The sequence below is a fragment of the Streptomyces sp. NPDC029836 genome, from assembly GCF_055574495.1.
Genome location: NZ_JBVHZI010000007.1, coordinates 40,884 through 62,551, shown reverse-complemented (window position 1 = coordinate 62,551; position 21,668 = coordinate 40,884). Strand labels below are relative to the sequence as shown.

The following is a 21,668-nucleotide window of genomic DNA, read 5'->3' as shown; positions in this document are numbered from 1 at the left end:
AGGGGATGTGGCGAAGCAGCTCCGGAATGATGTTTCTTCGCTCGCATCTTCGGGACGGGGGTCGTGTGCCCGCATCAGTGCAGCCGTATTTTTTTCTCAGTTATGCGCATACACCGAGGTTCGGGGCCGGCGGTCCCGATCCCGACATGTGGGTCGAGCGCCTCTTCCGCGATCTCTGTAGTCACGTCATGGCACTGACCGACCTGCCCGCCGGATCCGACGCCGGCTTCATGGACCGGGAGATACGCAGCGGCGAGGGCTGGTCGGAACGGCTCGGGGCGGCGCTCGCCACCTGCCGGGTCTTCGTCCCGCTGTTCTCGCCGCGCTACTTCGCCAGCGAGATGTGCGGGAAGGAGTGGTTCGCCTTCGCGCAGCGCGCCATCCAGCACGGCGCGGCCAGCAACGAGCGGGCCGAGGCCATCGTGCCCGCGCTGTGGGTGCCCGTTCCGCCCGCTCAACTGCCGGGCCCCGCGGAGCGGTTGCAGTTCAACCACAACACCTTCGGCGAGCGCTACGTCACCGACGGCCTGTACGGGCTGATCAAGCTGCGCGGGTACGCCGAGCAGTACGAGCGGGCCGTCTACGAGCTGGCGAAGCGCATCGTGCGGGTGGCGGAGACCGTCCGCCTCGAACCCGTCCGTCCCCTGGACTACCGGGTGGTGCCCAGCGCGTTCGGTCCCAGCGGCAGCCCGGCCCGTACGCTGCACGTGACCGTGGCCGCCGCCTCCCGGCACGACCTGCCCGACGGTCGCAGCCCCGAGTACTACGGGGACAGCGCGCTGGACTGGAACCCGTACCACCCGGTCTCGCAACGACCCATCGCCTACGTGGCCGAGGACCTGGTCAAGAACCTCAACTACCGCACCACCGTGTCGTCCTTCGACGACGAGGCGGGCCACTTCGACAGCAAGCAGCCGCCGACCCGGCCGGAGATCCTCATCGTCGACCGCTGGGCGGTCCAGGACGAACACCGCCGCCGTCGGCTGGCCGCCTTCGACCAGGAGGCCCGGCCGTGGATCAACGTGGTCGTGCCCTGGAACCGCTACGACCACCAGGGCCGGGCACAGGAGGCCGAACTGACCCGGCGGTTGGAGGAGACCCTGCCCGTGAAGATGGGCCAGGGCCGGGCCGCCTGCCGGGCCGCCGCGAACGGGGTGGCCAACATCGAGACCCTCGGGCAGATCCTGCCGCAGGTGGTCGAGGCCGCAGCCCAGCAGTTCCTCAGACACGCGCAGGTCTACCTCCCGGCCGGGAACAGCACCACCGAACGCCCCCGGCTGCTGGGGCCGATGGGGATGGGCGGCCCGCCCCCGCCCCCGCCGGCCCCCTTCCCGCCCGACGCCCACGGCGGGCGCGGGGGACCACGGGGAGGACCGGACGCGGGAGCGCACGGCGGGCGGCACGGACCCGAAGGACGCGCAGGGCACGACGACCCACACGACACCGACCGGGGGGACGCGGATGACAGCGAGTCGTGACGACCGAGACGGACACATCGTCACCTTCTATTCGTACAAGGGCGGCACCGGCCGGACCATGGCGCTGGCCAACACCGCCTGGATCCTGGCCGCGAACGGCAAACGGGTGCTCGCCGTGGACTGGGACCTGGAGGCCCCCGGCCTGCACCGCTTCTTCCACCCCTTCCTGGACCCCTCCACGCTCGGGGCCACCACCGGGGTCATCGACCTGATCAGCGAGTACGCCTGGGCCGCCACCAGTCCGGTGCGGCGCGCGGACGACTGGCACAAGGACTACGCCCGGATCCAGCCGCACGCCGTCTCGCTCACCCCGGAGAACCTGGGCTGGGAGTTCCCGGCCGGCGGCACCCTCGACTTCGTCTCGGCGGGCAAGCAGAACCGCGAGTACTCGGCGACCGTGTCCACCTTCGACTGGGACAACTTCTACGACCGGCTCGGCGGCGGCCTCTTCTTCGACGCCTTGCGCGCGGACATGAAGCGCGCCTACGACTACGTCCTGATCGACAGCCGCACCGGCCTGTCCGACATCGCCGACATCTGCACCGTCCACCTCCCCGACGTGCTGGTGGACTGCTTCACCCTCTCCGACCAGTCCATCGACGGCGCCGCCTCCGTCGCCCGGCAGATCGACGAACGCTTCAACGATCGCGGCATCAAGATCTACCCCGTGCCGATGCGCATCGACGAGGGCGAGAAGGAGAAGGCCGACGCGGGCCGGGCGCTGGCCCGGATCAAGTTCGACCGCTTCCCGAACGGCCTGATCGGCGACGAACTCACCTCGTACTGGGGCGCGGTGGAGATCCCGTACCGCCCCTATTACGCATACGAGGAGACCCTGGCCACCTTCGGCGACGAGGCCGGGCTCACCAACTCCCTGCTCTCCGCCTTCGAGCGGCTCACCACGGTGGTCACCGAGGGTGCGGTCACCTCCATGCCGGCCATCGGCGAGGAGGTGCGGCTGCGGATCCGGGACGCCTTCACCCGGCGGCGCCCGGCCCTGCCCGCCGACCTGTTCCTGTCCTACGTCGCCGAGAACCGGATGTGGGCCGACTGGATCGAGTCCGTGCTCACCCGGGCCGGTTTCCGGGTCGTCCCCCGGGACGTGTCGGCCGAGCGGGCCCCGGCGCCGGCCGCGGCGGGCGCCGGCGACACCCTGGGCGGGACGGGCATCAGCGTCGACACGGCCGCCCGGACGGTGGTGCTGCTCTCCAGCGCCTACCTCAAGTCGGCGCGGGCCGTCGACGTGTGGAACCGGGCCGCCGCCGAGGACCCGACGGGCGGCCGGCGGCAGTTGGTGCCGCTGCGGGTGGGCGACGTACGCCTCGCGACGCCGTACATCGACCGCAACCCGGTGGACCTGTTCCGGCTCGACGAGGTGCACGCGGCGACCGCCCTGCTGCGGGCCGTGGAGCGGCCTATGGCACTGCCGGACAGCGTCGCCGGCGCCTCCCATCCGGGGCCCCGCTTCCCGGGCACGGTCCCGAAGATCTGGAACGCGCCGCCCCGCAACCCCGGCTTCACCGGCCGCGGCATCGTGCTGGAGCGGATGCGCGACCAGCTCGGCGGCGGCATGGCCGTGGTGCTGCCGCAGCCGCAGACGCTGTACGGGCTCGGCGGCGTGGGCAAGACGCAGGTGGCGCTGGAGTACGTGCACCGGTTCATGGCCGATTACGACCTGGTGTGGTGGATCTCCTCGGAACAGACCGACGACGTGGTCGCGGCCCTCGCGGAGCTGGCCGTACGGCTCGGCGCGCAGACCGGCGAGGACATGTCGGCGGCGTCCCAGGAGGCGATCGACCTGCTGCGGCGCGGCGTGCCGTCCTCGCGCTGGCTGTTGGTCTTCGACAACGCGGACGATCCGGAGACGCTCAAGCGGTTCTTCCCGCCGGGCGGTCCGGGGCACGTGCTGGTGACCTCCCGCAACCAGTCCTGGTCGCAGTACGGGGACGCGCTGCCGGTGGACGTGTTCCTGCGCGAGGAGTCCATCGAGCACCTCCAGCGTCGCGCGCCCGGGCTGTCCAAGGACGACGCCGAGCAGGTGGCCGTGGCGGTCGGCGACCTGCCGCTGGCCGTCGAACAGGCGGGCGCCTGGATCGCGGAGACCGCGACACCGGTGTCGGCGTACCTGGAGCAGCTGGCCCAGCAGACGGCTCGGGTGCTCGGGCTGAACCAGCCGCCCGGCTACCCGGAGCCGGTCGCGGCGACCTGGAACGTGTCGATCGAACGGCTCCAGTCCCGCTCCCCCGCCGCGGTCCGGCTGTTGCAACTGTGCGCCTTCTTCGCGCCGGAGCCGATCTCGGCGAACCTGCTGTACAGCAAGGAGATGATCGACGCGCTCAAGCCGTACGACGCCTCGCTCCAGGAGAAGTTGGTACTGGGCCGGGTGATCCGGGAGATCGGCCGGTTCGCGATGGCCAAGGTCGACCAGGTGAGCAACAGCATTCAGGTGCACCGGCTCGTACAGGCCGTGATCCGGGCGCAGTTGACGGAGGAGGAGCAGCGGGAGGCGCGGCACGCGGTGCACCGGATCCTGGCGGGTGCCCGGCCGGACGACGACGAGCCGATAGACAATCCGGAGACGTGGCCGCGGTTCAACACCATCTGGCCGCACCTGAGTCCGTCGGAGGCGCGGTTCTGCAAGGAGCCGGAGACGCGCAGGTTGCTGATCGACCGGGTCCGCTACCTGTGGAAGCGCGGTGACTTCAAGGCCGCGTACGCGCTGGGCGAGGAGCTGCGCGACACCTGGAAGGAGACCCTGGGCAACGACGACCTCCAGTACCTGTACCTGCGTTTCCACCTGTCCAACATCCTGCGGTCGCAGGGTCGTTTCGTGGAGGCGAAGGAACTCGACGAGGTGACGTTGGAGCGGCAGCGGACGGCGTTGGGGCCCTCGCACCCGCACACGTACATGACGACCAGCGGCCTGGCGATGGACCTGGGCGCGCTCGGCCGGTACGGGGAGGCGATGGAGCTGGCGACGGCGGCGCACGAGGGGTTCGGGCAGATCTTCCACGAGGCGCACCCGCGCACCCTGGCCGCCGCGAACAACCTGGCGCTGAACCTGCGCATGGTCGGGCAGTACGCGCGGGCCCGGGAGATCGACCAGGAGGTCTTCGACCGGCGCACGGAGGTGTTGGGCCCGGACCATCCGTACACCCTGTCCTCGGCGCAGAACCTGGCCCGGGACCTGCGCGAGGTGGGCCGGTACGAGGACTCGGTGCAGTTGCTGGGCCGGACCTACGAGATCTACAAGCGACAGTTGGGCCGGTCCTTCCCGGGGACGCTGTCGGCGGCGAAGAACCTTGCGGTGTCGCTGCGCCGGGCGGGCGAGCTGGAGGACGCGCTGCGGCTGACGACGGCGACCCGCGCCCGGTACCGGGCCAAGTACACCTCGGTCAACCCGGACCTACTGGCCTGCGAGCTGAACCTGGCCGCCGACCTGTTCGCGACCGGGGATCCGGGCGCCGCGCGGGACCTGGCGCAGGAGGTGGTGAACGAGTACGTGAAGGTGCCGGGCGATCGGCACCCGTACACCCTGGCCGCGGCGAACAACCTGGCGGTCTTCCACTGGGGCACGGGGGCGTCCGAGACGGCCGAGTCGATGCTGCGGCTGACGATCGGGCACATGCGCGACGTGTTGGGCGACAACCACCCGCACACGATCTTCGCCCACCTGAACCTGGCGAACGCGCGGGCGGACCTCGGTGATCCGGAGGGCGCCCTGGAGTTGGAGCGGCTCTCGGTGCTGCGGCTGCGCGAGGCCCTGGGGGCGCACCATCCGGAGACCCTGGCGAGCGCGTCGAACATGGCGGTGAGCCTGGACATGATGGGCCGCAAGGAGGAGGCGGCCCGGGTACGGGCGGAGGCGGTGGCCGAACTGACCCGGCTGCTCGGGGAGGACCACGGTCTGACCCGGTACGCCCGTGACGAGCGGCGGGTCCACCGGGACCTTGAACCGCTCGCCGTGTGATCCGACGGAGGGCGGCGGGGGCTCCGCGACCGCGGGGCCCCCGCCGCCCGCCACCCGACAGCAGGGGGGCGCTGTGACCGACAGCATGACCTTTCGCAACGAGGACCTGCCGGCCCTCTTCCACCACACCGACCAGGCGGCGATCTCCCGCCAGCGGGAGTCCGTGAAGGCCACCCGTGCGCAGTTGCTGCTGCTGGTCGCGGCCGCCGGGGCCGCCGCCCTGCCGTCCGGACCCGCCGTGGGTCCGCTGCACCTGTTCGGGGCGCTGAGCACGCTGGCGTACGCGGGCGTGCTGGCCGTGGGCGTACGGGCGACGCGACGGCGGGCGCGGCCGCAGTGGCAGCTGAACCGCAGCGCGGCCGAGTTCATCAAGTCGTTGGCCTGGCGGTACGCCGTGCACGGGGCGCCGTTCGGCAAGGGGACCGAGGGGGTGGAGGCGGCGTACCGCGCGCGGTTGGAGGCGGGGCTGGCCGAACTGCGCAAGATGGGCTGGCGGGATCCGCGCGCCTCGGGGCCGGTGCCGGAGGGCGGTGAGATCACCGGGGCGATGCAGCGGCTGCGCGGGATGGACTACCAGGTCCGGCGGGAGACGTACGTACGGGACCGGCTGATCGAGCAGCGCACCTGGTACCAGCGCAAGACGGAGGTGTCGCGGCGGGCGACCCGGGTGTGGTCGTGGACGATCGTGCTGCTGACCGGTCTCGCCCTGCTGTTCGCCCTGTTCGGGGCGTTGGGTTCGGGTCCGGGGCCGCGGCTGACGGCGTTGCTGAGCGCGGCGGCGGCGGCCGGGATCGCCTGGAACGAGGTGCGGCGCCACCATCCGCTGATCGAGGCGCACACCCTGATCGAGCAGGACCTGTCGGCGATGATGGTCGTGATGCAGACGACGATCACCGAGGCGCAGTGGCCGTCCAGCGTGTACGAGACGGAGCGGTACGTGTCGCCGCAGCACACCGACTGGTTGGCCCGGCACAGCAGTTGAGGTGCGGACCGGGGCGGGGTCGCGCGGGTCAGTCCCGGGCCACGCCCTCCCGCCAGATGACGGTGACGGGCTTGCCGAGGGTCCGGGCGTAGGCGACGATCTCGGCGGTGCCGCCGTGGCCGCGGGCGGGCAGCCCGTCCCAGACGGCGACGAGCCGGTCGCAGGAGTCGGCGATCCAGGTGCCGGCGGCGTAGTAGGCCTCGTCGGTGGAGCGCGGGAACGCCATCCGGACCTCCTGGGTGGCGCGCAGCCGTAGGCGCCGGTAGCCGGCGAGGGCGTCCGCGTCGTCGAAGGTCTTCTCGTAGTCGCCGCTGGGGATGACGACGGTGAGGTCGGCGCCGTGTTCCAGGGCGATGTCGGCGAAGAGCTGGTCGGCTCCGTCGGCGAGGCTGGAGAGCGCCTCCAGCGGCCCCTCGTGCGCCGCCAGGACGGCCCGCAGCCCCGCCCGCACGTGGTCGAGGGCCTCGCTCGGGATGGTCCGGTGTCCGGTCACGCCGATGCGCTTCGTGTGGAAACCTGCGTGCGGCAAACCTGCCTCCCCCAAGGACGCGAGCACCTGGACATCCTCCCAGAAGGCGGGAGGACGTCCAGGGGCGCGACGGGGGCGCGTGCGTCAGTAGACGCTGACCCCGTAGGCGTTCAGGGCTTCCACGACGGGCTGGAAGTAGGTCGTTCCGCCCGAGGAGCAGTTGCCGCTGCCGCCGGAGGTGAGGCCGACGGCACGGGTGCCGGAGTAGAGCGGGCCGCCGCTGTCGCCGGGTTCGGCGCAGACGTTGGTCTTGATCATGCCGTAGACCACGTCGCCGCCGCCGTAGTTGACGGTGGCGTTGAGGCCGGTGACCTTGCCGCTGTGGATGCCGGTGGTGGAGCCGCGCCGGGTGACGGACATGTTGACGGTGGCGTTGACCGCGCTGGTGATGTCCTGGCTGCCGACGGTGCCCGGCGGGACCGGTGTGTTGCTCGCGTACTTGATCAGGCCGTAGTCGTTGGTCGGGAAGCTGGAGCCGGTGGTGGAGCCGAGCACGTTGGTCTTGGCGGAGTTGGTCCACCAGGTGCCCGCGCCGTCGGTGCAGTGCCCGGCGGTGAGGGCGTAGTAGTTGCTGCCGCTGCGCACGTTGAAGCCGAGCGAGCAGCGCCAGCTGGAGGCGTAGATGGCGTCGCCGCCGGAGGCGAGCTTGGTCAGCTTGCCGGGGGTGCGTTCGATGCGCAGGGCGCGGGCGTCGGCTCCGGCCTCGCGGCGGAGTCCGGCCAGGTCGGCCGCGCTGACGGTGGAGTCGGCGGTGACCACGAGGGTGCCGGTGGCGGCGTCCGTGTGCCAGGCGGTGCCAGCGATGTCGGCCCGTAGGACGGAGGCCTCGGCGGCGGCGAGCCGGGCGGCACTGAAGCCGTTGTCGGTGGGTTCGGGTGCGGCGGCGCCGGCGGTCGTGGGGGCGGCGAGTACGCCGACGGCGGCCAGGCCGGTGGCCACCGCGAGCAGCCTGACACGGGTGATGCGATTGATCCTCACTGCACGTCCTCCCGGAAGGGGGTCGGGGGCCCGGCGGTCGTGGGGGTGCCGGAGCCCGTGAGCGGCGGAGGGGCAGGACGGGCGGGCGGGGTTCCACCCCACACTTTCGCCGTGCCCCTGACAAGTCCGCCGAATGACGCTGACGGGAGTGTCATGGCGTCAGATACCGGCGACAAGGGCGTCTTTCAGCCTCCGCTCCCCCGCCGCGACCGCGAAGGGCAGCGTGTTGCCCGGGGGCGGGAAGGGGCAGACGAAGTGATCGGCGAAGGCGCAGGGCGGGAGCAGCGCCCGGTTGAGGTCGACGGTGATGCTCCCGTCGGCGGCCGGGATCCCGGGCCGCAGGAACCGGAAGCGGTAGCTGGAACGACCGCCGGTGGTGTCCCCGAAGACGGCCCAGAGGCTGCCGTCCTCGTCGTCCACGGCCACCTGGAGGGTGTGCGGGCTCCCCTCGTACGAGAAGCTCAACTCGCCCCCGAGCCCGAGGCCGCGCTCGCGCCCGTCGGCGTTCGCCACCTGGACGGTCCGGCCCTCGCCGTACGGGCGGAAGCGGCCGGGCAGCGCGAAGGCGGGGTCGTACGCGGTGGCCTCGATCCCGGCGAAGGCCCGCCGGGCCGGCGCGTCGGGGTCGTGGACGCGCACGGCCCACTCCCCCTCGCGCCGGATCACCGGGAGCCGTACGTCCCCGGCGGAGATCCGGGAGCGCGCGGCCCCGCCCCCGTCGGCGGCGAGGACGACCTCGCCGACGAAGGGCCCGCCGTCGAGCGCGAGGCCGTCCTCGGCGGCGGCGCTCAGCAGAACGCCGCCGTCGGTGGCGCGCCAGCGGCCCGGAACGGCCGGAATTCGACCGTCCGGGTGCTCGGCACCCGCCTCGGAGAGCCAGTGGGTACCGGTCAGCGTCAGGGGCCCGTACGGCCCGGAAACCGTGGCCGTACGGTGCTCGTGCCACTCCCGCCAGGCCGTGGCGGCGTCGTCGTCACTCATGCCGCTCAGCCTTTCCACACGGGCCGGGCCGGGAATCCCCCGGTACGCCGTCCGGGGCCCGGAAGAACTGACGCGGCCTCAGGAAAACGTCCACCCCCCCGCGGCCGCGCCCGCGGATCGTCAGCAGTCGCACCCGCAGCAGTTGCAGTCGCAGCACCCGCCGCCGTCCCCGCCGCCGCTCCCGCCGCCCGAGCCGCCCGAGGGCGAGGAGTTGGGCCGGCAGCAGTCACAGCATTCGCAGGCGTCGCACCACGGGTCACGCTTCTTCCGCGACCACGGCCCCTCGTGCTCGGTGCAGCAGATCTGGCAGGTGCAGAACAGCCCGATGGCCACGGCACAGCCCGCCAGCAGTCCGCGGCGCGGCTTCTGCCCGGAGGGGCCGCCGTGGCCGCCCCCGCCTCCGTGACCGCCGTGACCGCCACCACCGCCCGGCCCCCACGGGCCGCCGGAACCCACCCCCGGCGGCCCGGCCGGTGCGCCGGGGGTGGGCTGCTGCCCGTACGGGTTGCCGCCCGCGCCGCCGTACGGACCGCCCTGGTACGGGCCGCCCGCGTAGGGGCCGCCCTGGCCGTACGGGCCGCCCTGGGGCTGCCCGGGTCCGGGGCCCGCGGCGTTCGCCACTCCGTGCCCGCAGGCGCTGGTCCCGAAGGTCCGGTCCACCGAGGTGCGCAGTTCGTGCACCAGCAGCCGGTGGGCGAGCCCCGCGTCGGCGAACTCGACCTCGCGCAGCGACAGCCGTATCCCGTGCAGCGCGTCGTCGCACAGTCGGCGGGCCTCGGCCAGGGAGGTCCCGGTCGCGGTGAGCGGGTTCCAGGCGCCCGCGGCGGCGTCGGCGGCCTGGTCCTCGACGGCGTCCAGCAGGTGCGCGAGCCGCCCGAAGTACCGGCCGGCCTCGGCGAGCGCGGACCCGTTGCCTGGCCGCCCCGCGAGGATGGCGGTATGGGCGAAGGCGGCCGCCGTCGCGGTCTCCGTCGGCTCGGTCACCAGCAGCACGGAGGTGCCGTGCCCGGCCAGCGTCTCGATGCCGCCCTGCCGGTCCACCGCGTCGACGAGGACCGCCGTGTCGAAGCCGAGCGAGGCGCCGGTGCGGGCGCCGGCCCGGTCCCAGCCCCGGGCCACCTTGCGCGCGGCGGCGGCGATCGGGGCGCGGGCCAACAGCCCGTCCCGGTCGGCCACGTGGTCGCGCACCTTCGCGGACGCCAGTACGAGCGAGACGGCGGCCGCCAGCCTGGCCCCCTCGCCGTTCGCGACCGGAGCGGTCCGCATGCCGCGCAGCGGACAGGGGCCCGCCGTGCGCCGGGCGCCGGGCAGCGGACCCGACTGAGCCTCCGTCAGAACGGAGACGAGCAGCCCGTCGTAGTTCGTGACGACGCGTGCGAACTGACCGTGGTCACCACGAAGTGCCAGGCAGAGACCACAAAGATGGGCCATCCACTCGATTTTGAACCGCTCGCCGAGCCGGTGCGTGCAAGGTCTGACAATGCCGAACAATCCGGTTCCCCCGTGTGTGATCCGCGGTTTTCCCGGGCATCGTATCCAGCCAGGTCGTTCACCCGTACGCCCCAAGGGCTCACCCGGACGGCGGCGGCGGTCGTATTTTCACTCAGACAGCAGCGGCAGCCACCCGGAATCCTTGACCGTGCAACGGATGTTCTGCACCAGTCCCGTCACGAAACCCCTGCGCGGCGACTATCCACTTGGCGCGTTGTCAGCATCATGGACGACCATAGGGGCAACGGAGAAGAAGAAGACTGGCCACGGTGAAAGGAGGCGTCCATGGGTTCGGTACGCAAGGCGAGTGCCTGGTTGGGTCTCGTGGAGGACAACGACGACGAGCGGTACTACGACGACGACTACGCGGAGGCGGTGGAGCGCCAGCAGGGCTCGGTCTCGGGCCCCGGCGACCAGTGGGTCACCGATCCCCGTGTGAAGGTCGCCTCCGAGTCGGCCGTCGAGCACGGCCGACGCATCGCGACGGTGACGCCGGACGGCTTCCGTGACGCCCGCGGCATCGGCGAACTGTTCCGCGAGGGCGTCCCGGTCATCGTGAACCTGTCGTCGATGGACCCGGGCGACGCCAAGCGGGTCGTCGACTTCGCGGCCGGGCTGACCTTCGGCCTGCGCGGTTCGATCGAGCGGGTGGCGACCAGAGTCTTCCTCCTGACCCCGGCCGACACCCAGATCGTCAACGGTGAAGCGGGCGGTCGCTCGCGCGACTTCTTCAACCAGAGCTGAGCGGGGCCATCACCGGAAGGCGTCGAGCCCGGTGAGTGCCTTGCCCAGCACCAGTTGGTGCATCTCCACGGTGCCCTCGTAGGTGAGCACCGATTCGAGGTTGGTGGCGTGCCGCATCACGGGGTATTCGAGCGAGATCCCGTTGGCACCCAGGATGGTCCGCGCGGTCCGACAGATATCGATGGCCTCGCGGACGTTGTTGAGCTTGCCGAAGCTGATCTGCTCCGGCCGCAGCGTTCCCGCGTCCATGCGCCGGCCCAGGTGGTGGGCGAGCAGGATGCCCTTGTGCAGTTCCAGTGCCATGTCCGCGAGCTTGGCCTGCGTCAGCTGGAACCCGCCGATCGGCCGGCCGAACTGCTCCCGCGTCCTCGCGTAGTCGAGCGCGGACTCGAAACTGGCGCGCGCCGCGCCCATGGACCCCCAGATGATCCCGTACCGCGCGTGGCTGAGGCAGCCCAGCGGTCCCTTGAGCCCGGTGACGCCCGGGAGTACCGCGTCCGCCGGCAGCCGTACGTCGTCCATGACGAGTTCACTGGTCACCGAGGCGCGCAGCGACCACTTGTGCTTGATCTCCGGCGCGGAGAACCCGGCCGTGTCCGTGGGCACGGCGAACCCGCGGATGCCCTCGTCGGTCTGCGCCCAGACCACGGCGACCGAGGCGACCGAGCCGTTGGTGATCCACATCTTGCGGCCGTTGAGCACCCAGTCGCCGCCGTCCCGCTTGGCGTGGGTGCGCATCGCCGCGGGGTCGGAGCCCACGTCGGGTTCGGTGAGGCCGAAGCAGCCGATCAGTTCGCCGGCCGCCATGCCGGGCAGCCAGCGCTGCTTCTGCTCCTCGGAGCCGTAGGCGTGGATCGCGTACATGGCGAGGGAGCCCTGCACGGAGACCAGCGAGCGGATCCCGGAGTCGGCGGCCTCCAGCTCCAGGCAGGCCAGGCCGTACTGGACGGCGCTCGCGCCGGCGCACCCGTAGCCCTCCAGGGACATGCCGAGGGCGCCGATGGAGCCGAGTTCGCGGGCCAGCTCGCGGATGCCGGGGAGTTCGCCGTCCTCGTACCACTGGGCGATGTGCGGCAGGACCCGGTCGGCGGCCCAGGAACGGACGGTGTCGCGGACGGCGAGGTCCTCGGGGGCGAGGAGCTCGTCGAGGCCGAGCGGATCGGTGGGGACGAAGGGCGTCTTCGGCGCGGATGACGCGGACGAGGCGGACAAGAGGGGCCTCCCGGCAGGCACGTGGGCGAAACCTAGCAGTGCAAGTTTGTCGCCGGTCGGGCCCCGGGTCCACCCCCGACTTCCGGGAGCGTGCCGTCAGGCGGTGCGGCCGGGCCGCCCGCCGACGGCCGGGTCGCGGTCGGACCCGGTCGGCCCCGGGATCCGCGCCCCGGCGTTCGCGGCGGGGGCCGTCGACTGCGCGGGGAGCCGTACGGAGCATTCCGCTCCGGTTTCTTCGTCCCCGACCGGCTCGGTGGCGTCCATGGCGCGCGGCAGCTTCAGCGCCATGACGGCTCCCGCCAGCAGCAGGGCGGCGCTGACGACGAGGGTGACGTGCAGGCCCTGCACGAAGGAGTGCCGCGCCGCGGCGTACAGGGACTCCCCCGCCGGGCCGCCGAGCCGGGCGGCGATCTGGTAGGCCTCGCCGAGGGAGTGCGCGGCCCCGGCCGAGTCGGCGGCGGAGACGCCGGGGACCTGGTGGAGGCCGGGCGCGTAGGCGGCGTTCATCACGCTGCCGAGCAGCGCGATGCCCATGCCCGCGCCGAGCTGGTACGAGGTCTCGCCTATGGAGGCCGCGCCGCCGGCGGTGGCCGACGGGGCCTCGCTCAGCATGGACTCGTAGGCGGCGAACAGGGTCGTCTGGAGGCCGAAGCCGAGCAGGACGAAGCCGACGGTCAGCAGCAGGGGCCTGTCCTGCTGGCCCATCAGCGTCAGCAGCAGGACCGCGCCGGCGGTGAGCACGAAGCCCAGCGAGACCATCGTGCGGGGGCCGACCCGCTGGAGGGTGTACGAGCCGGTGGCGCCCGCGGCCATGGCCGCGAAGGTGAGCGGCAGCAGCCGCAACCCGGTCTCCAACGGGCTCAGGTGCAGCACCAGCTGGAGGTACTGGACGGCGATGAGTTCGAGGCCGACCAGGGCCAGCATGGCCAGCACGATGCAGCCGACGGAGGTGGAGAACGCGGCCCGGGAGAACATCCGCATGTCGATCAGCGGGTGCTCGCGCCGCTTCTGGCGGCGCACGAAGAGGATCAGCAGCGCCGCGCCGACGGCCAGCGGGATCAGCGCCTGGGGGTCGGCGAGGTCGCGTTCGGCGCCGATCCGCTTGATGCCGAGCACCGAGCCGAGCACGCCCGCGGCGGCCATCAGCGCGCCGAGGACGTCCCAGGGTCCGTCGGAGGAGCCCTTGGACTCGGGCAGCAGCCAGCGGCCGAGCGGGAGGATCAGGGCCATCAGCGGAATGTTGATGAGGAAGACGGAGCCCCACCAGAAGTGCTGGACGAGGAATCCGCCGAGCACGGGCCCGCCGGCCGCGCCGATCGCGGCGACGGCGGTCCAGATGCCGATGGCCAGGGCCCGCTCGCGCCGGTCGGGGAAGACCTGGCGCAGGATCGACAGCGTGGCCGGCATGATCATCGCGCCGCCGATGCCGAGCAGGGCGCGCGCGGCGATCAGGAGCTGGGCGTTGTCGGCGAAGGCGGCGATGGCGGAGGCGACGCCGAAGAGCGCGTAGCCGAGGAGCAGGACGCGGCGTCGCCCGACGCGGTCACCGAGGGTGCCGAAGAGGATCAGGAGCGCGGCGCAGACCAGCGGGTAGGCGTCGACGATCCACAGGAGCTCCATCGCGCCGGGGCGCAGGTCCTCGGTGACGGAGGGGACGGCCACGTGCAGGATCGTCGCGTCGAGCGCGACGAGCACCAGGCTGACGCACAGCACCGCGAGGACCCACCAGCGGTTCGCCCCGCCGGAGACCGCGCTGAGCCGCTGCCGGAAGGAAGGGGTCCTGTCGCCGGTCATGTGCGTGCCCGACATGCATGTACCTCCCAGGTGATCCCTCACACTCGGCGGACCTGCGTCGTCGGCCCGCCGCGGGTGGTGCGCTTGCGGCGTCCAACGGGGTCCGGCATCGACACGCGAGTGAACGGTCAGCGTACGCGAGTTCGCCTGTCCGGCACGTGGTCAAGCTCTCACCTCGACGACGGCCGGCCTGTGGTGTGCGCCACTCCCCCGATTCCCCCTTTTCTCCCGGTGCGCGCGCACGCACGTTCCGTGGTTCCGCGCCGGCGGTGCGGCCGGGCGGCGCGGGCGCCGGGAGCCGGGCCCGCGAGACTGTCGGGGTGAACGACACGCCCGTGCCCCCCGTGCCCCCCGAGACAGACGTGAGCGAGCCCCCCGCGGCGCCGTCCCGGCTGCGGCGGGCCGCTCCCGCCCTGGCCGCCTTCGCGGCCGTCCGCCTGCTCGGCCTCGCCGTCCTCGCGCTCTGGGGGGCGGTGGCCGGCAGCAGTCCCCACACGCTGCTCTCGGCACGCTGGGATTCGCTCTGGTACGCCCGGATCGCCGCCGAGGGGTACGGGTACGAGGTGGTCCTGCCGAGCGGGGCCGTCCATTCCAACCTGGCGTTCTTCCCGCTCCTGCCGTGGCTGGAGCGGCTCGTTGCGGCGGTCACCGGGCTCTCGTACGGGTCGGCGGGCCTCGTCGTCTCGGTGGTGGCGGGGTTCGCCGCCGCCTGGGGGATCTTCGCGGTGGCGGATCTGCTCCTCGGGCGCCGCGCCGGGATCCTCGCGGTGGCACTGTGGGCGGCGCTGCCCGTCGGCGTCGTGCAGTCCATGGCGTACAGCGAGGCCCTGTTCACGGCGCTGGCCGCGTGGGCGCTGTACGGGGTGCTGCGCGGGCACTGGATGACGGCGGGCCTGCTCGCGGCCGGGGCGGGGCTGACCCGCCCGGTCGGCGCCGCCGTCGTCGCGGCGCTCTGGGTGGGGGCCGTCCTGGCGTGGCGGCGCGGCGAGGGCTCCTGGCGGACGGCCACCGGGGTGGTGCTGGCTCCGCTGGGGGCGGCGGCGTACGTGCTGTGGGTGGGGCGGCGCACCGGTGGCGGGCTGCTGGGGTACCTGGACGTGCAGGCCGGCTGGGGCAACGGCTTCGACGGGGGCTGGGCCTTCGCCCGCTTCATCGGGGCGCGGCTCGCCTCCTCCGCCTTCCTCGCCGGGGTCGGGCTGGTCGTCGGCGTGCTGCTGGTGCTGTGGCTGTACCGGCTGTGCGTCCGGCAGCGGCAGCCCGCCGCGCTGCTCGTGTACTGCGGGATCGTGGTGGCGCTGGCCCTGTGCGCCTCCGGGTACTTCGGCTCCAAGCCCCGGCTGCTGCTGCCGGCGTTCCCGCTGCTGCTGCCGGTGGCGGCCGCCCTGGGCCGGTGGGGGACGCGGCGCGCGGCGGCGGTGCTCGGCGCGGTGGCCGTCGGCTCGGCGGTGTACGGGGCCTTCTGGCTCAACGGGTCCGGACCTCCGTAGGACGGCCGCGGGAAGGTCCCCGGACCGGTCAGGAGGCCGCGATCACGGAACGGATCATTCCAATCCATGATTGGGCAAAGGAATTGACCTGCGGCAATAAGCGTCGGGTAAGTATGCAGATAATTACGCCGCCGGGGCCACGGGAGTTGAATCCCCGGAGTTCCAACGGGTGTCGTAATAACGGGAATTAAGTACTGCGTGAGACGCACTCCACATCACATGGTCATCACAAAGCCCGCGATTCGACCGGGCTGCCCTTCGACGCGCGGTAACGTCGATTGAGTGCGTACCGACCAATTGCTGACCCGGCTGGAGCCGGTGTTCGCCCGGCTGGACCGGGAACCCGAGCGGCCGGCTCATCTGCAAACCCCGCGGATGAGCCGGCACCGCGTCGTGCTCCTCGCCTCGACCCTCGCGTTCTACCTCGCGATCGTCGTGGCCGTGCTGATGACGTCCTGGCTGGTCCGGCTGGACTGGCAGATCATGTTCTTCCGGCCCTACGAGCAGTGGCCTCAGCTGCACGCCTTCCTCGACTACCTCGTCGTCCTGGGCCAGCGCGGCCCCACCGCCGTGATGGTCGCGGCCTGGCTCGGCTGGCGCTCCTGGCGCCAGCACACGCTGCGCCCGTTGATCACCCTCGGCGTGGCCCTGCTGCTGCTGAACATCACCGTCGGCGCCGTGAAGCTCGGCCTCGGCCGGCTCGGCCCCCACTACGCGACCCAGATCGGCTCCGCCGAACTCTTCGCGGGCGGCGATATATTTCCTTCCGGCCACACCGCCAACGCCGTCGTGACCTGGGGAATCCTGGCCTACCTGGCGTCCACCACGGTCACCCGGCGGGTGCTGTCCATCGTCTCCGCGGTGGTCTCCCTGAGCGTCGGCGCCACCACCGTGTACCTGGGTACGCACTGGGTGTCCGACGTCCTGCTCGGCTGGACGGCCGGCCTCCTGATCATGCTGGCGCTGCCCTGGTTCGAGCCGCTCATCGCCCGCGCCGAGGCCTGGGTCTTCGAGCTGCGCGAGATGCTCCGGCGCCGGCTGGAGGAGGGTCGGATCCCCGAGCCCGTCGCCGCCGCGCTCACCCCGCTGCTCTCCGCGGGCGGCAAGTGGCAGCCCCGGCGCGCCGGCGGGTCCGGGGCACCGGCCGCCCCGCCGGTCGCCGCCCCGGTCGCCGCCCCGGTGGTGGCCCAGGTCGCCGCCCCGGCCCCCGCGACGGCGGCGCCCGCCGGGCACTCGCCCGCGCTGCGCCCCGCGACCCACGCGTCTCCCCGGCCGCACCTGATCCGCTCCGAGCGCACCCCGGTCACCCCGGCCGGCAGCCGCCGACCGGCGCACACCGAGCGGACGGGGAGCCGGGGAGCGGCGGCCCGTCCGGCCACCGGAGGCTGAGGACACCGCGCGGGACGGTACGCACACCCTCCCCGCGCGCACGAAGGCGGGCCGGTCACCTGACCGGCCCGCCTTCGTCGTTCATATGCCCGGCCCGTCAGTCTCGCGCCCGGATGTTCCTCCGTACCGGGTCACGCTTGTGTCACGGGTTGTCGACGGTCGAATGCCCGCCGGGGTCGGCGCGCGATCCGCCGCCCGGAGCCGGACGGCATTCCTTCCCGCCTCCCGCGCACCTCCGTCGGAACCCCTTTCGAATTCCGCCCGCAAGGCACCGAATTCCCCTCGCGCATTGGGCGGCGCCACACCCCCGCAAGCCCGGCCGCCGCCCTCACCTTTTGTCCGTTACGCCTTCCAGGGCGCGGCCGAGAAGGTCCCGGGCGGACCTGATCCGCTCGGTCAGCTCGGCGGGCTGCACCACCTCGAACTCACAGCCGAGCAGCATCAGGTGAATGACCAGGACGTCGAGGCCGACCGCTCCGGTGCGCAGCAGACAGCTGTCCCGCGTCGAGCGGTTCCGGCGCCCCGTCCGCGGGACCCACGAGCCGGGCGGCCTCCTCGACCGGGATCCGCAGCCGCACCTGTTCCAGCTTGGCCGGGCCCGTACGGAGGTCTTCAGCATCCCCGTAGTCTCGCCGACCGCCTCGGCTCCCCTACCGGGCCCCCGGCACGGGCCCGGACGCGGTGGGGGCCGGGGCCGGGGCCGGCGGCGCGAGTACGGGCGGGGTCGCGGACGGCCTCGCGGGCACCGGCGCGGTGGGGTTCGAGGCCGACGGCGCGGGAGCGGGGGCCGGGGTGGGCCGCGGCGCGGGCGGGGTCGCGGGCGGGAGGGTGAGCAGGGTACCCACCGTCAGGTGCTGCGGCCGCTCGCCGAGCGCCGCCCGGTTCGCCTCGTGGAGCGCCCGCCAGCCGCCCGGTACCCGGTGCTTGGCGGCGATGCCCGCCAGGGTCTCCCCGGGCCGCACCACGTGCGCCCGCCCGGCCAGCCCGTACCGCTTCGCGCACACCGGCCAGGCCTCCCAGCCCTGGGTGCCGAGGAGTTCCTCGGCGACGCGGATCTGCTGGGCGCGGGTGGCCAGGTCCGCGCGGGCCGCGTACGCGAGGCCGCCGTGGTCCTCCCAGGTCGGCTGCCAGAACTGCAGTCCCCCGTAGAAGCCGTTGCCGGTGTTGACCGCCCAGCGTCCGCCGCTCTCGCAGTCGGCGACGCAGTCCCAGGGCCACTCGCCGCCCGGCCCGCAGTCCCCCGGCCCGTGCCCGATCACCCCGGGCGAGCCGGGATGGGCGGCGCCGGCGGGTCCGGGTGCGGGGGGTGGCGGTGCGAGGGACCCGGCGGCGGGGGCGGCCGTGGCCGCGCCCGGCGGGAGGACGAGCACCAGCGCGGCGGCGGCGCGGGCCGCGGCCCACCGCATCCGAGGACGGAGGTGGGGCATCGGCACACGGTACGCGGCGCCCACCGGCGGCCGACCCCGCCACGCGGCGCGGCCGTCGACCCCACCCGTACGGCGGACCGCCCACCCCTCCCGAAACGGCCGACGGTGGCCACCAACTGGGCACATCCGGACAAGAGTTGACACGAGCACGAAGCGGGCCGCGGCCGGTTCACTCTTCCGGGTGTCCGGTTCGATTCCGTTCCCTCAAACGGCGTGACCCCGGCCGTCGCTTCCGCGTTGAGCCCGGCGAGCCGGGAGCCTCCCGGCCTCCGCACGAATGAGGAGCCAACCCGTGCCGCGCATGCTCGACGTCAGTCTTGAGGTACGTGCCGAGATCGGTGACGAGGAAGCCGACAGGCTGCTCACCGGCGACGACGCCCCGCGCAGTTACGACTGCACCTCCTGCCGTACCCCCGGCGACCCCGAGAGCGACCCCACCAGCACGGTGCTGTTCGTCGGCGAGGAGACCGCCGTCCTGGCGTTCGCCCACGCCAACTGCATTCCCTCGCAGGTGGTCACCGTCTCCGAGGAGCAGCTCCAGGGCGCGGTCCGCAGCATCACCGGGGACAGCCCGGCCCCCGCCCCGACGCCCGAGGGCGAGGGCCCGCAGGCGGTTCCCGGCGGCCAGGCCGTCCTCGGCATCACCAGCGGTCTGGTCCTGCTCCACGGTGACCTGCACCCGGCGCTGGTCGTCGAGCCGACCGCCCCCATCGCCCGCCCCGGCACCACCGGCCCCGGCGACGACTTCCTCCCGCTCCTCATCGAGCAGGGCTTCATCCCGGTCACCGACACCGCCGAGGTCCCGTCGGCGCTGAGCGGCTGGTCCGTGCTGCTCGCGGGCGGCCAGCTGCACGCCGTCCTCCAGCCGGGAGTCGACGGCGGGCCCCAGGTGGCCTGGTGGCAGGCGCACCAGGCGCTGAGCGTCACCGACGGCTGGCGGGCCGCCGTGAACAGGACCCAGCGCGTGCTGATCTACGCCGCGCCGGTCGGTTCCATCGGTCAGCAGCCCCGCGAGGACCTGCTCCGCGACGCCCTGGACAAGGCCGCGAGCAACGGCAAGCTGGTCGCCGCCTCCATGCCGCTGGCCGGTACGCCGGGCGCCTGATCCGCCCCCTTCACCTTCCCCGCCGAAACGGCCGCCCGCCCCTCCGCAGGGGCCGGGCGGCATGCGCCGGGGGTGCGCGGTCCGTCCCGCGCACCCCCGGCGATCTGCGTTTTCCGTCCCGTCACCCCGCATCCGCACGGCCTCGGGTTCGTTGGCTGATACGTGCATTCATACGACCCATCCCGCGCCCCGTCCTTTCCGAGCAGCGTCCCCCCGATGCGCCCTTCACGGGATCGGGAGACCGCTCCGGCCGCCTCGCACACCCCGATCTACGACACGCTCTACTCGGAGTACCGGCGCTCCTTCCGGGCGCTGCCGGGCGACCGGTCGGGCGAGGAGCACCTCGGCTTCACGGCGTTCTCCCAGAGTGCCTCGTACAGCTCGTACGGCACCGGCGGATGGAACAGTTCCACATGGCCGAGCGACCCCTGGCAGCCCGTCCACGCCCCGCTCCCGGTCCCGGCCACGCCCTCCCCGCAGGCCTCGTACGCCCACGCCGGCACCACCGGGTCCGGATACGGCGGCGGGCGGCAGCACCAGACCGGGATGCAGCACATCCCGGCGGCCCTGCCGCCCGCTCCGCGCCGGGGTTACTGACCCCGCGGTCGCCTACTTCTTCTTCTTGTACTGCGCTCCGCGCTTCTCGCGCACCCGCACCGAGATGTGGATCGGGGTGCCCTCGAAGCCGAACTCCTCGCGCAGGCGGCGCTCGATGAAGCGGCGGTAGCCGTGCTCCAGGAAGCCGGAGGCGAAGAGGACGAACCGCGGCGGCTTGCTGCCCGCCTGGGTGCCGAACAGGATGCGGGGCTGCTTGCCGCCACGGATCGGGTGCGGGTGGGCCGCCACGACCTCGCCGAGGAAGGCGTTCAACCGACCGGTGGGAATGCGGGTCTCCCAGCCGGCGAGCGCGGTCTCGATGGCCGGGACCAGCTTCTCCATGTGGCGGCCGGTGAGCGCCGAGACGTTCACCCGGGGCGCCCAGGCGACCTGCTGCATCTCCGTCTCGATCTCGCGCTCGAGGTAGTAGCGGCGCTCCTCGTCGAGGTCGTCCCACTTGTTGTAGGCGATCACGATGGCGCGGCCGGCCTCCACGGCCATGGTGATGATGCGCTGGTCCTGGACGCTGATGTTCTCGGTCGTGTCGATCAGGATGACCGCGACCTCCGCCTTCTCGACGGCGGCGGCCGTGCGCAGCGAGGCGTAGTAGTCGGCGCCCTGCTGGAGGTGCACCTTCTTGCGGATGCCCGCGGTGTCGACGAACTTCCAGGTGACGCCGCCGAGCTCGATCAGCTCGTCGACCGGGTCGCGGGTGGTGCCGGCCAGCTCGTTGACGACGACCCGGTCCTCCTTGGCGACCTTGTTCAGGAGGGAGGACTTGCCGACGTTCGGGCGGCCGATCAGCGCGATCCGGCGGGGGCCGCCGACAGCGGTGCCGAAGGTCTGCGCGGGGGCCTCCGGCAGTGCTTCCAGCACGGCGTCGAGCATGTCGCCCGTACCGCGGCCGTGCAGGGAGGACACCGGGTGCGGCTGGCCGAGGCCCAGCGACCACAGGGAGGCCGCGTCGGCCTCGCCGCTCTGGCCGTCGACCTTGTTGGCGCACAGCACGACGGGCTTGCCGGCGCGGCGCAGCAGCCGGACGACGGCCTCGTCGGTGTCGGTGGCGCCGACCTTGGCGTCGACGACGAAGACGACCGCGTCGGCCGCCTCGATGGCGTACTCGGCCTGGGCGGCGACGGAGGCGTCGAGGCCGAGGACGTCCTGCTCCCAGCCGCCGGTGTCGACGACCTTGAAGCGGCGGCCGGCCCACTCGGCCTCGTAGGTCACGCGGTCGCGGGTGACGCCCGGCTTGTCCTCGACTACCGCCTCGCGGCGGCCGATGATGCGGTTCACCAGGGTCGACTTGCCGACGTTCGGGCGGCCGACGACGGCGAGCACGGGGAGCGGGCCGTGGCCCGCCTCCTGGATCGCGCCCTCGACGTCCTCGACGTCGAAGCCTTCCTCCGCGGCGAGCTCCATGAACTCCGCGTACTCGGCGTCGCCAAGTGCTCCGTGGTCCTGCTGGTCGTTCATGAAGTCCGTTCCTCGTCGTTCGTGGTGATCG

The 21,668-nt window shown here is 72.9% G+C and carries 17 protein-coding genes; 8 read left to right on the top strand and 9 right to left on the bottom strand.

Going from position 1 to position 21,668, the window contains the following annotated elements:
• Window positions 1–29: 29 nt before the first annotated feature.
• From ACZ4XJ_RS21015 to ACZ4XJ_RS21005, 3 genes are all read left to right on the top strand, one after another.
• Entirely contained in the window at window positions 30–1,478 is a 1,449-nt protein-coding gene (locus ACZ4XJ_RS21015; protein WP_362877392.1) for a TIR-like protein FxsC, read from the top strand.
• Window positions 1,462–5,448 carry an FxSxx-COOH system tetratricopeptide repeat protein gene (gene fxsT, locus ACZ4XJ_RS21010; protein WP_468496999.1) on the top strand — a complete coding sequence of 1,329 codons (3,987 nt, stop codon included), beginning with the start codon at window positions 1,462–1,464 and terminating at the stop codon, window positions 5,446–5,448. Before ACZ4XJ_RS21015 ends, fxsT begins: the two co-directional genes overlap by 17 nt.
• Before the next feature lie 85 nt (window positions 5,449–5,533).
• Window positions 5,534–6,430 (top strand): DUF4231 domain-containing protein, encoded by an 897-nt coding sequence (locus tag ACZ4XJ_RS21005; RefSeq protein ID WP_362877393.1) that lies wholly within the window; start codon window positions 5,534–5,536, stop codon window positions 6,428–6,430.
• Window positions 6,431–6,458: 28 nt separating this feature from the next.
• Here ACZ4XJ_RS21005 and ACZ4XJ_RS21000 read toward each other — a convergent pair whose 3' ends face one another.
• The 4 genes from ACZ4XJ_RS21000 to ACZ4XJ_RS20985 all read right to left on the bottom strand — a co-directional run bounded on the left by ACZ4XJ_RS21000 (window position 6,459) and on the right by ACZ4XJ_RS20985 (window position 10,409).
• A complete protein-coding gene (locus ACZ4XJ_RS21000; protein WP_468497148.1) occupies window positions 6,459–6,923 on the bottom strand; it encodes a hypothetical protein in 465 nt (154 codons plus the stop codon).
• A 120-nt stretch (window positions 6,924–7,043) separates the two neighbouring features.
• Complete coding sequence (locus ACZ4XJ_RS20995) at window positions 7,044–7,937, bottom strand: S1 family peptidase (RefSeq protein ID WP_362877342.1); 894 nt, start codon at window positions 7,935–7,937, stop codon at window positions 7,044–7,046.
• A 159-nt stretch (window positions 7,938–8,096) separates the two neighbouring features.
• A complete protein-coding gene (locus tag ACZ4XJ_RS20990; protein ID WP_468496998.1) occupies window positions 8,097–8,918 on the bottom strand; it encodes a DUF1684 domain-containing protein in 822 nt (273 codons plus the stop codon).
• A gap of 120 nt (window positions 8,919–9,038) precedes the next feature.
• Window positions 9,039–10,409 carry a DUF5685 family protein gene (locus ACZ4XJ_RS20985; protein ID WP_468496997.1) on the bottom strand — a complete coding sequence of 457 codons (1,371 nt, stop codon included), beginning with the start codon at window positions 10,407–10,409 and terminating at the stop codon, window positions 9,039–9,041.
• Between the two features lie 285 nt (window positions 10,410–10,694).
• Between ACZ4XJ_RS20985 and ACZ4XJ_RS20980 the strand changes: the two genes are divergently transcribed.
• Window positions 10,695–11,153 carry a cell division protein SepF gene (locus tag ACZ4XJ_RS20980; RefSeq protein ID WP_362877345.1) on the top strand — a complete coding sequence of 153 codons (459 nt, stop codon included), beginning with the start codon at window positions 10,695–10,697 and terminating at the stop codon, window positions 11,151–11,153.
• Window positions 11,154–11,162: 9 nt separating this feature from the next.
• Here ACZ4XJ_RS20980 and ACZ4XJ_RS20975 read toward each other — a convergent pair whose 3' ends face one another.
• A complete protein-coding gene (locus tag ACZ4XJ_RS20975; RefSeq protein ID WP_362877346.1) occupies window positions 11,163–12,365 on the bottom strand; it encodes an acyl-CoA dehydrogenase family protein in 1,203 nt (400 codons plus the stop codon).
• A 96-nt stretch (window positions 12,366–12,461) separates the two neighbouring features.
• Window positions 12,462–14,174 carry an MFS transporter gene (locus tag ACZ4XJ_RS20970; RefSeq protein WP_468496996.1) on the bottom strand — a complete coding sequence of 571 codons (1,713 nt, stop codon included), beginning with the start codon at window positions 14,172–14,174 and terminating at the stop codon, window positions 12,462–12,464.
• A gap of 347 nt (window positions 14,175–14,521) precedes the next feature.
• On the opposite strand from ACZ4XJ_RS20970, the gene ACZ4XJ_RS20965 reads away from it, so the two are divergent.
• Both ACZ4XJ_RS20965 and ACZ4XJ_RS20960 read left to right on the top strand, forming a co-directional pair.
• Window positions 14,522–15,646 (top strand): hypothetical protein, encoded by a 1,125-nt coding sequence (locus ACZ4XJ_RS20965; RefSeq protein ID WP_468496995.1) that lies wholly within the window; start codon window positions 14,522–14,524, stop codon window positions 15,644–15,646.
• 282 nt (window positions 15,647–15,928) lie between these two features.
• Window positions 15,929–17,035 carry a phosphatase PAP2 family protein gene (locus ACZ4XJ_RS20960; RefSeq protein WP_362877349.1) on the top strand — a complete coding sequence of 369 codons (1,107 nt, stop codon included), beginning with the start codon at window positions 15,929–15,931 and terminating at the stop codon, window positions 17,033–17,035.
• 328 nt (window positions 17,036–17,363) lie between these two features.
• On the opposite strand, the gene ACZ4XJ_RS20955 is transcribed toward ACZ4XJ_RS20960, so the two are convergent.
• Window positions 17,364–17,654: a WCX domain-containing protein gene (locus ACZ4XJ_RS20955; protein WP_468496994.1), complete on the bottom strand. Its 291-nt coding sequence runs from the start codon at window positions 17,652–17,654 to the stop codon at window positions 17,364–17,366.
• A 31-nt stretch (window positions 17,655–17,685) separates the two neighbouring features.
• Window positions 17,686–18,462, bottom strand: a complete 777-nt coding sequence (locus ACZ4XJ_RS20950) for a LysM peptidoglycan-binding domain-containing protein (protein ID WP_468496993.1) — start codon at window positions 18,460–18,462, stop codon at window positions 17,686–17,688.
• Between the two features lie 292 nt (window positions 18,463–18,754).
• Between ACZ4XJ_RS20950 and ACZ4XJ_RS20945 the strand changes: the two genes are divergently transcribed.
• Both ACZ4XJ_RS20945 and ACZ4XJ_RS20940 read left to right on the top strand, forming a co-directional pair.
• A complete protein-coding gene (locus ACZ4XJ_RS20945; RefSeq protein ID WP_468496992.1) occupies window positions 18,755–19,567 on the top strand; it encodes a hypothetical protein in 813 nt (270 codons plus the stop codon).
• Between the two features lie 216 nt (window positions 19,568–19,783).
• A complete protein-coding gene (locus ACZ4XJ_RS20940) occupies window positions 19,784–20,164 on the top strand; it encodes a hypothetical protein (protein WP_384002410.1) in 381 nt (126 codons plus the stop codon).
• Between the two features lie 12 nt (window positions 20,165–20,176).
• On the opposite strand, the gene der is transcribed toward ACZ4XJ_RS20940, so the two are convergent.
• Window positions 20,177–21,637 carry a ribosome biogenesis GTPase Der gene (gene der, locus ACZ4XJ_RS20935; RefSeq protein WP_362877353.1) on the bottom strand — a complete coding sequence of 487 codons (1,461 nt, stop codon included), beginning with the start codon at window positions 21,635–21,637 and terminating at the stop codon, window positions 20,177–20,179.
• Window positions 21,638–21,668 lie beyond the last annotated feature (31 nt).

Bases quoted from the DNA above. Each gene is read 5' to 3' on its own strand.
- ACZ4XJ_RS21015 (WP_362877392.1), top strand. From the start codon at position 30: ATGTTTCTTCGCTCGCATCTTCGGGACGGGGGTCGTGTGCCCGCATCA.
- fxsT (WP_468496999.1), top strand. From the start codon at position 1,462: ATGACAGCGAGTCGTGACGACCGAGACGGACACATCGTCACCTTCTAT.
- ACZ4XJ_RS21005 (WP_362877393.1), top strand. From the start codon at position 5,534: ATGACCTTTCGCAACGAGGACCTGCCGGCCCTCTTCCACCACACCGAC.
- ACZ4XJ_RS20990 (WP_468496998.1), bottom strand. From the start codon at position 8,918: ATGAGTGACGACGACGCCGCCACGGCCTGGCGGGAGTGGCACGAGCAC.
- ACZ4XJ_RS20980 (WP_362877345.1), top strand. From the start codon at position 10,695: ATGGGTTCGGTACGCAAGGCGAGTGCCTGGTTGGGTCTCGTGGAGGAC.
- ACZ4XJ_RS20970 (WP_468496996.1), bottom strand. From the start codon at position 14,174: ATGTCGGGCACGCACATGACCGGCGACAGGACCCCTTCCTTCCGGCAG.
- ACZ4XJ_RS20955 (WP_468496994.1), bottom strand. From the start codon at position 17,654: ATGCTGAAGACCTCCGTACGGGCCCGGCCAAGCTGGAACAGGTGCGGC.
- ACZ4XJ_RS20950 (WP_468496993.1), bottom strand. From the start codon at position 18,462: ATGCCCCACCTCCGTCCTCGGATGCGGTGGGCCGCGGCCCGCGCCGCC.
- ACZ4XJ_RS20940 (WP_384002410.1), top strand. From the start codon at position 19,784: ATGCGCCCTTCACGGGATCGGGAGACCGCTCCGGCCGCCTCGCACACC.
- der (WP_362877353.1), bottom strand. From the start codon at position 21,637: ATGAACGACCAGCAGGACCACGGAGCACTTGGCGACGCCGAGTACGCG.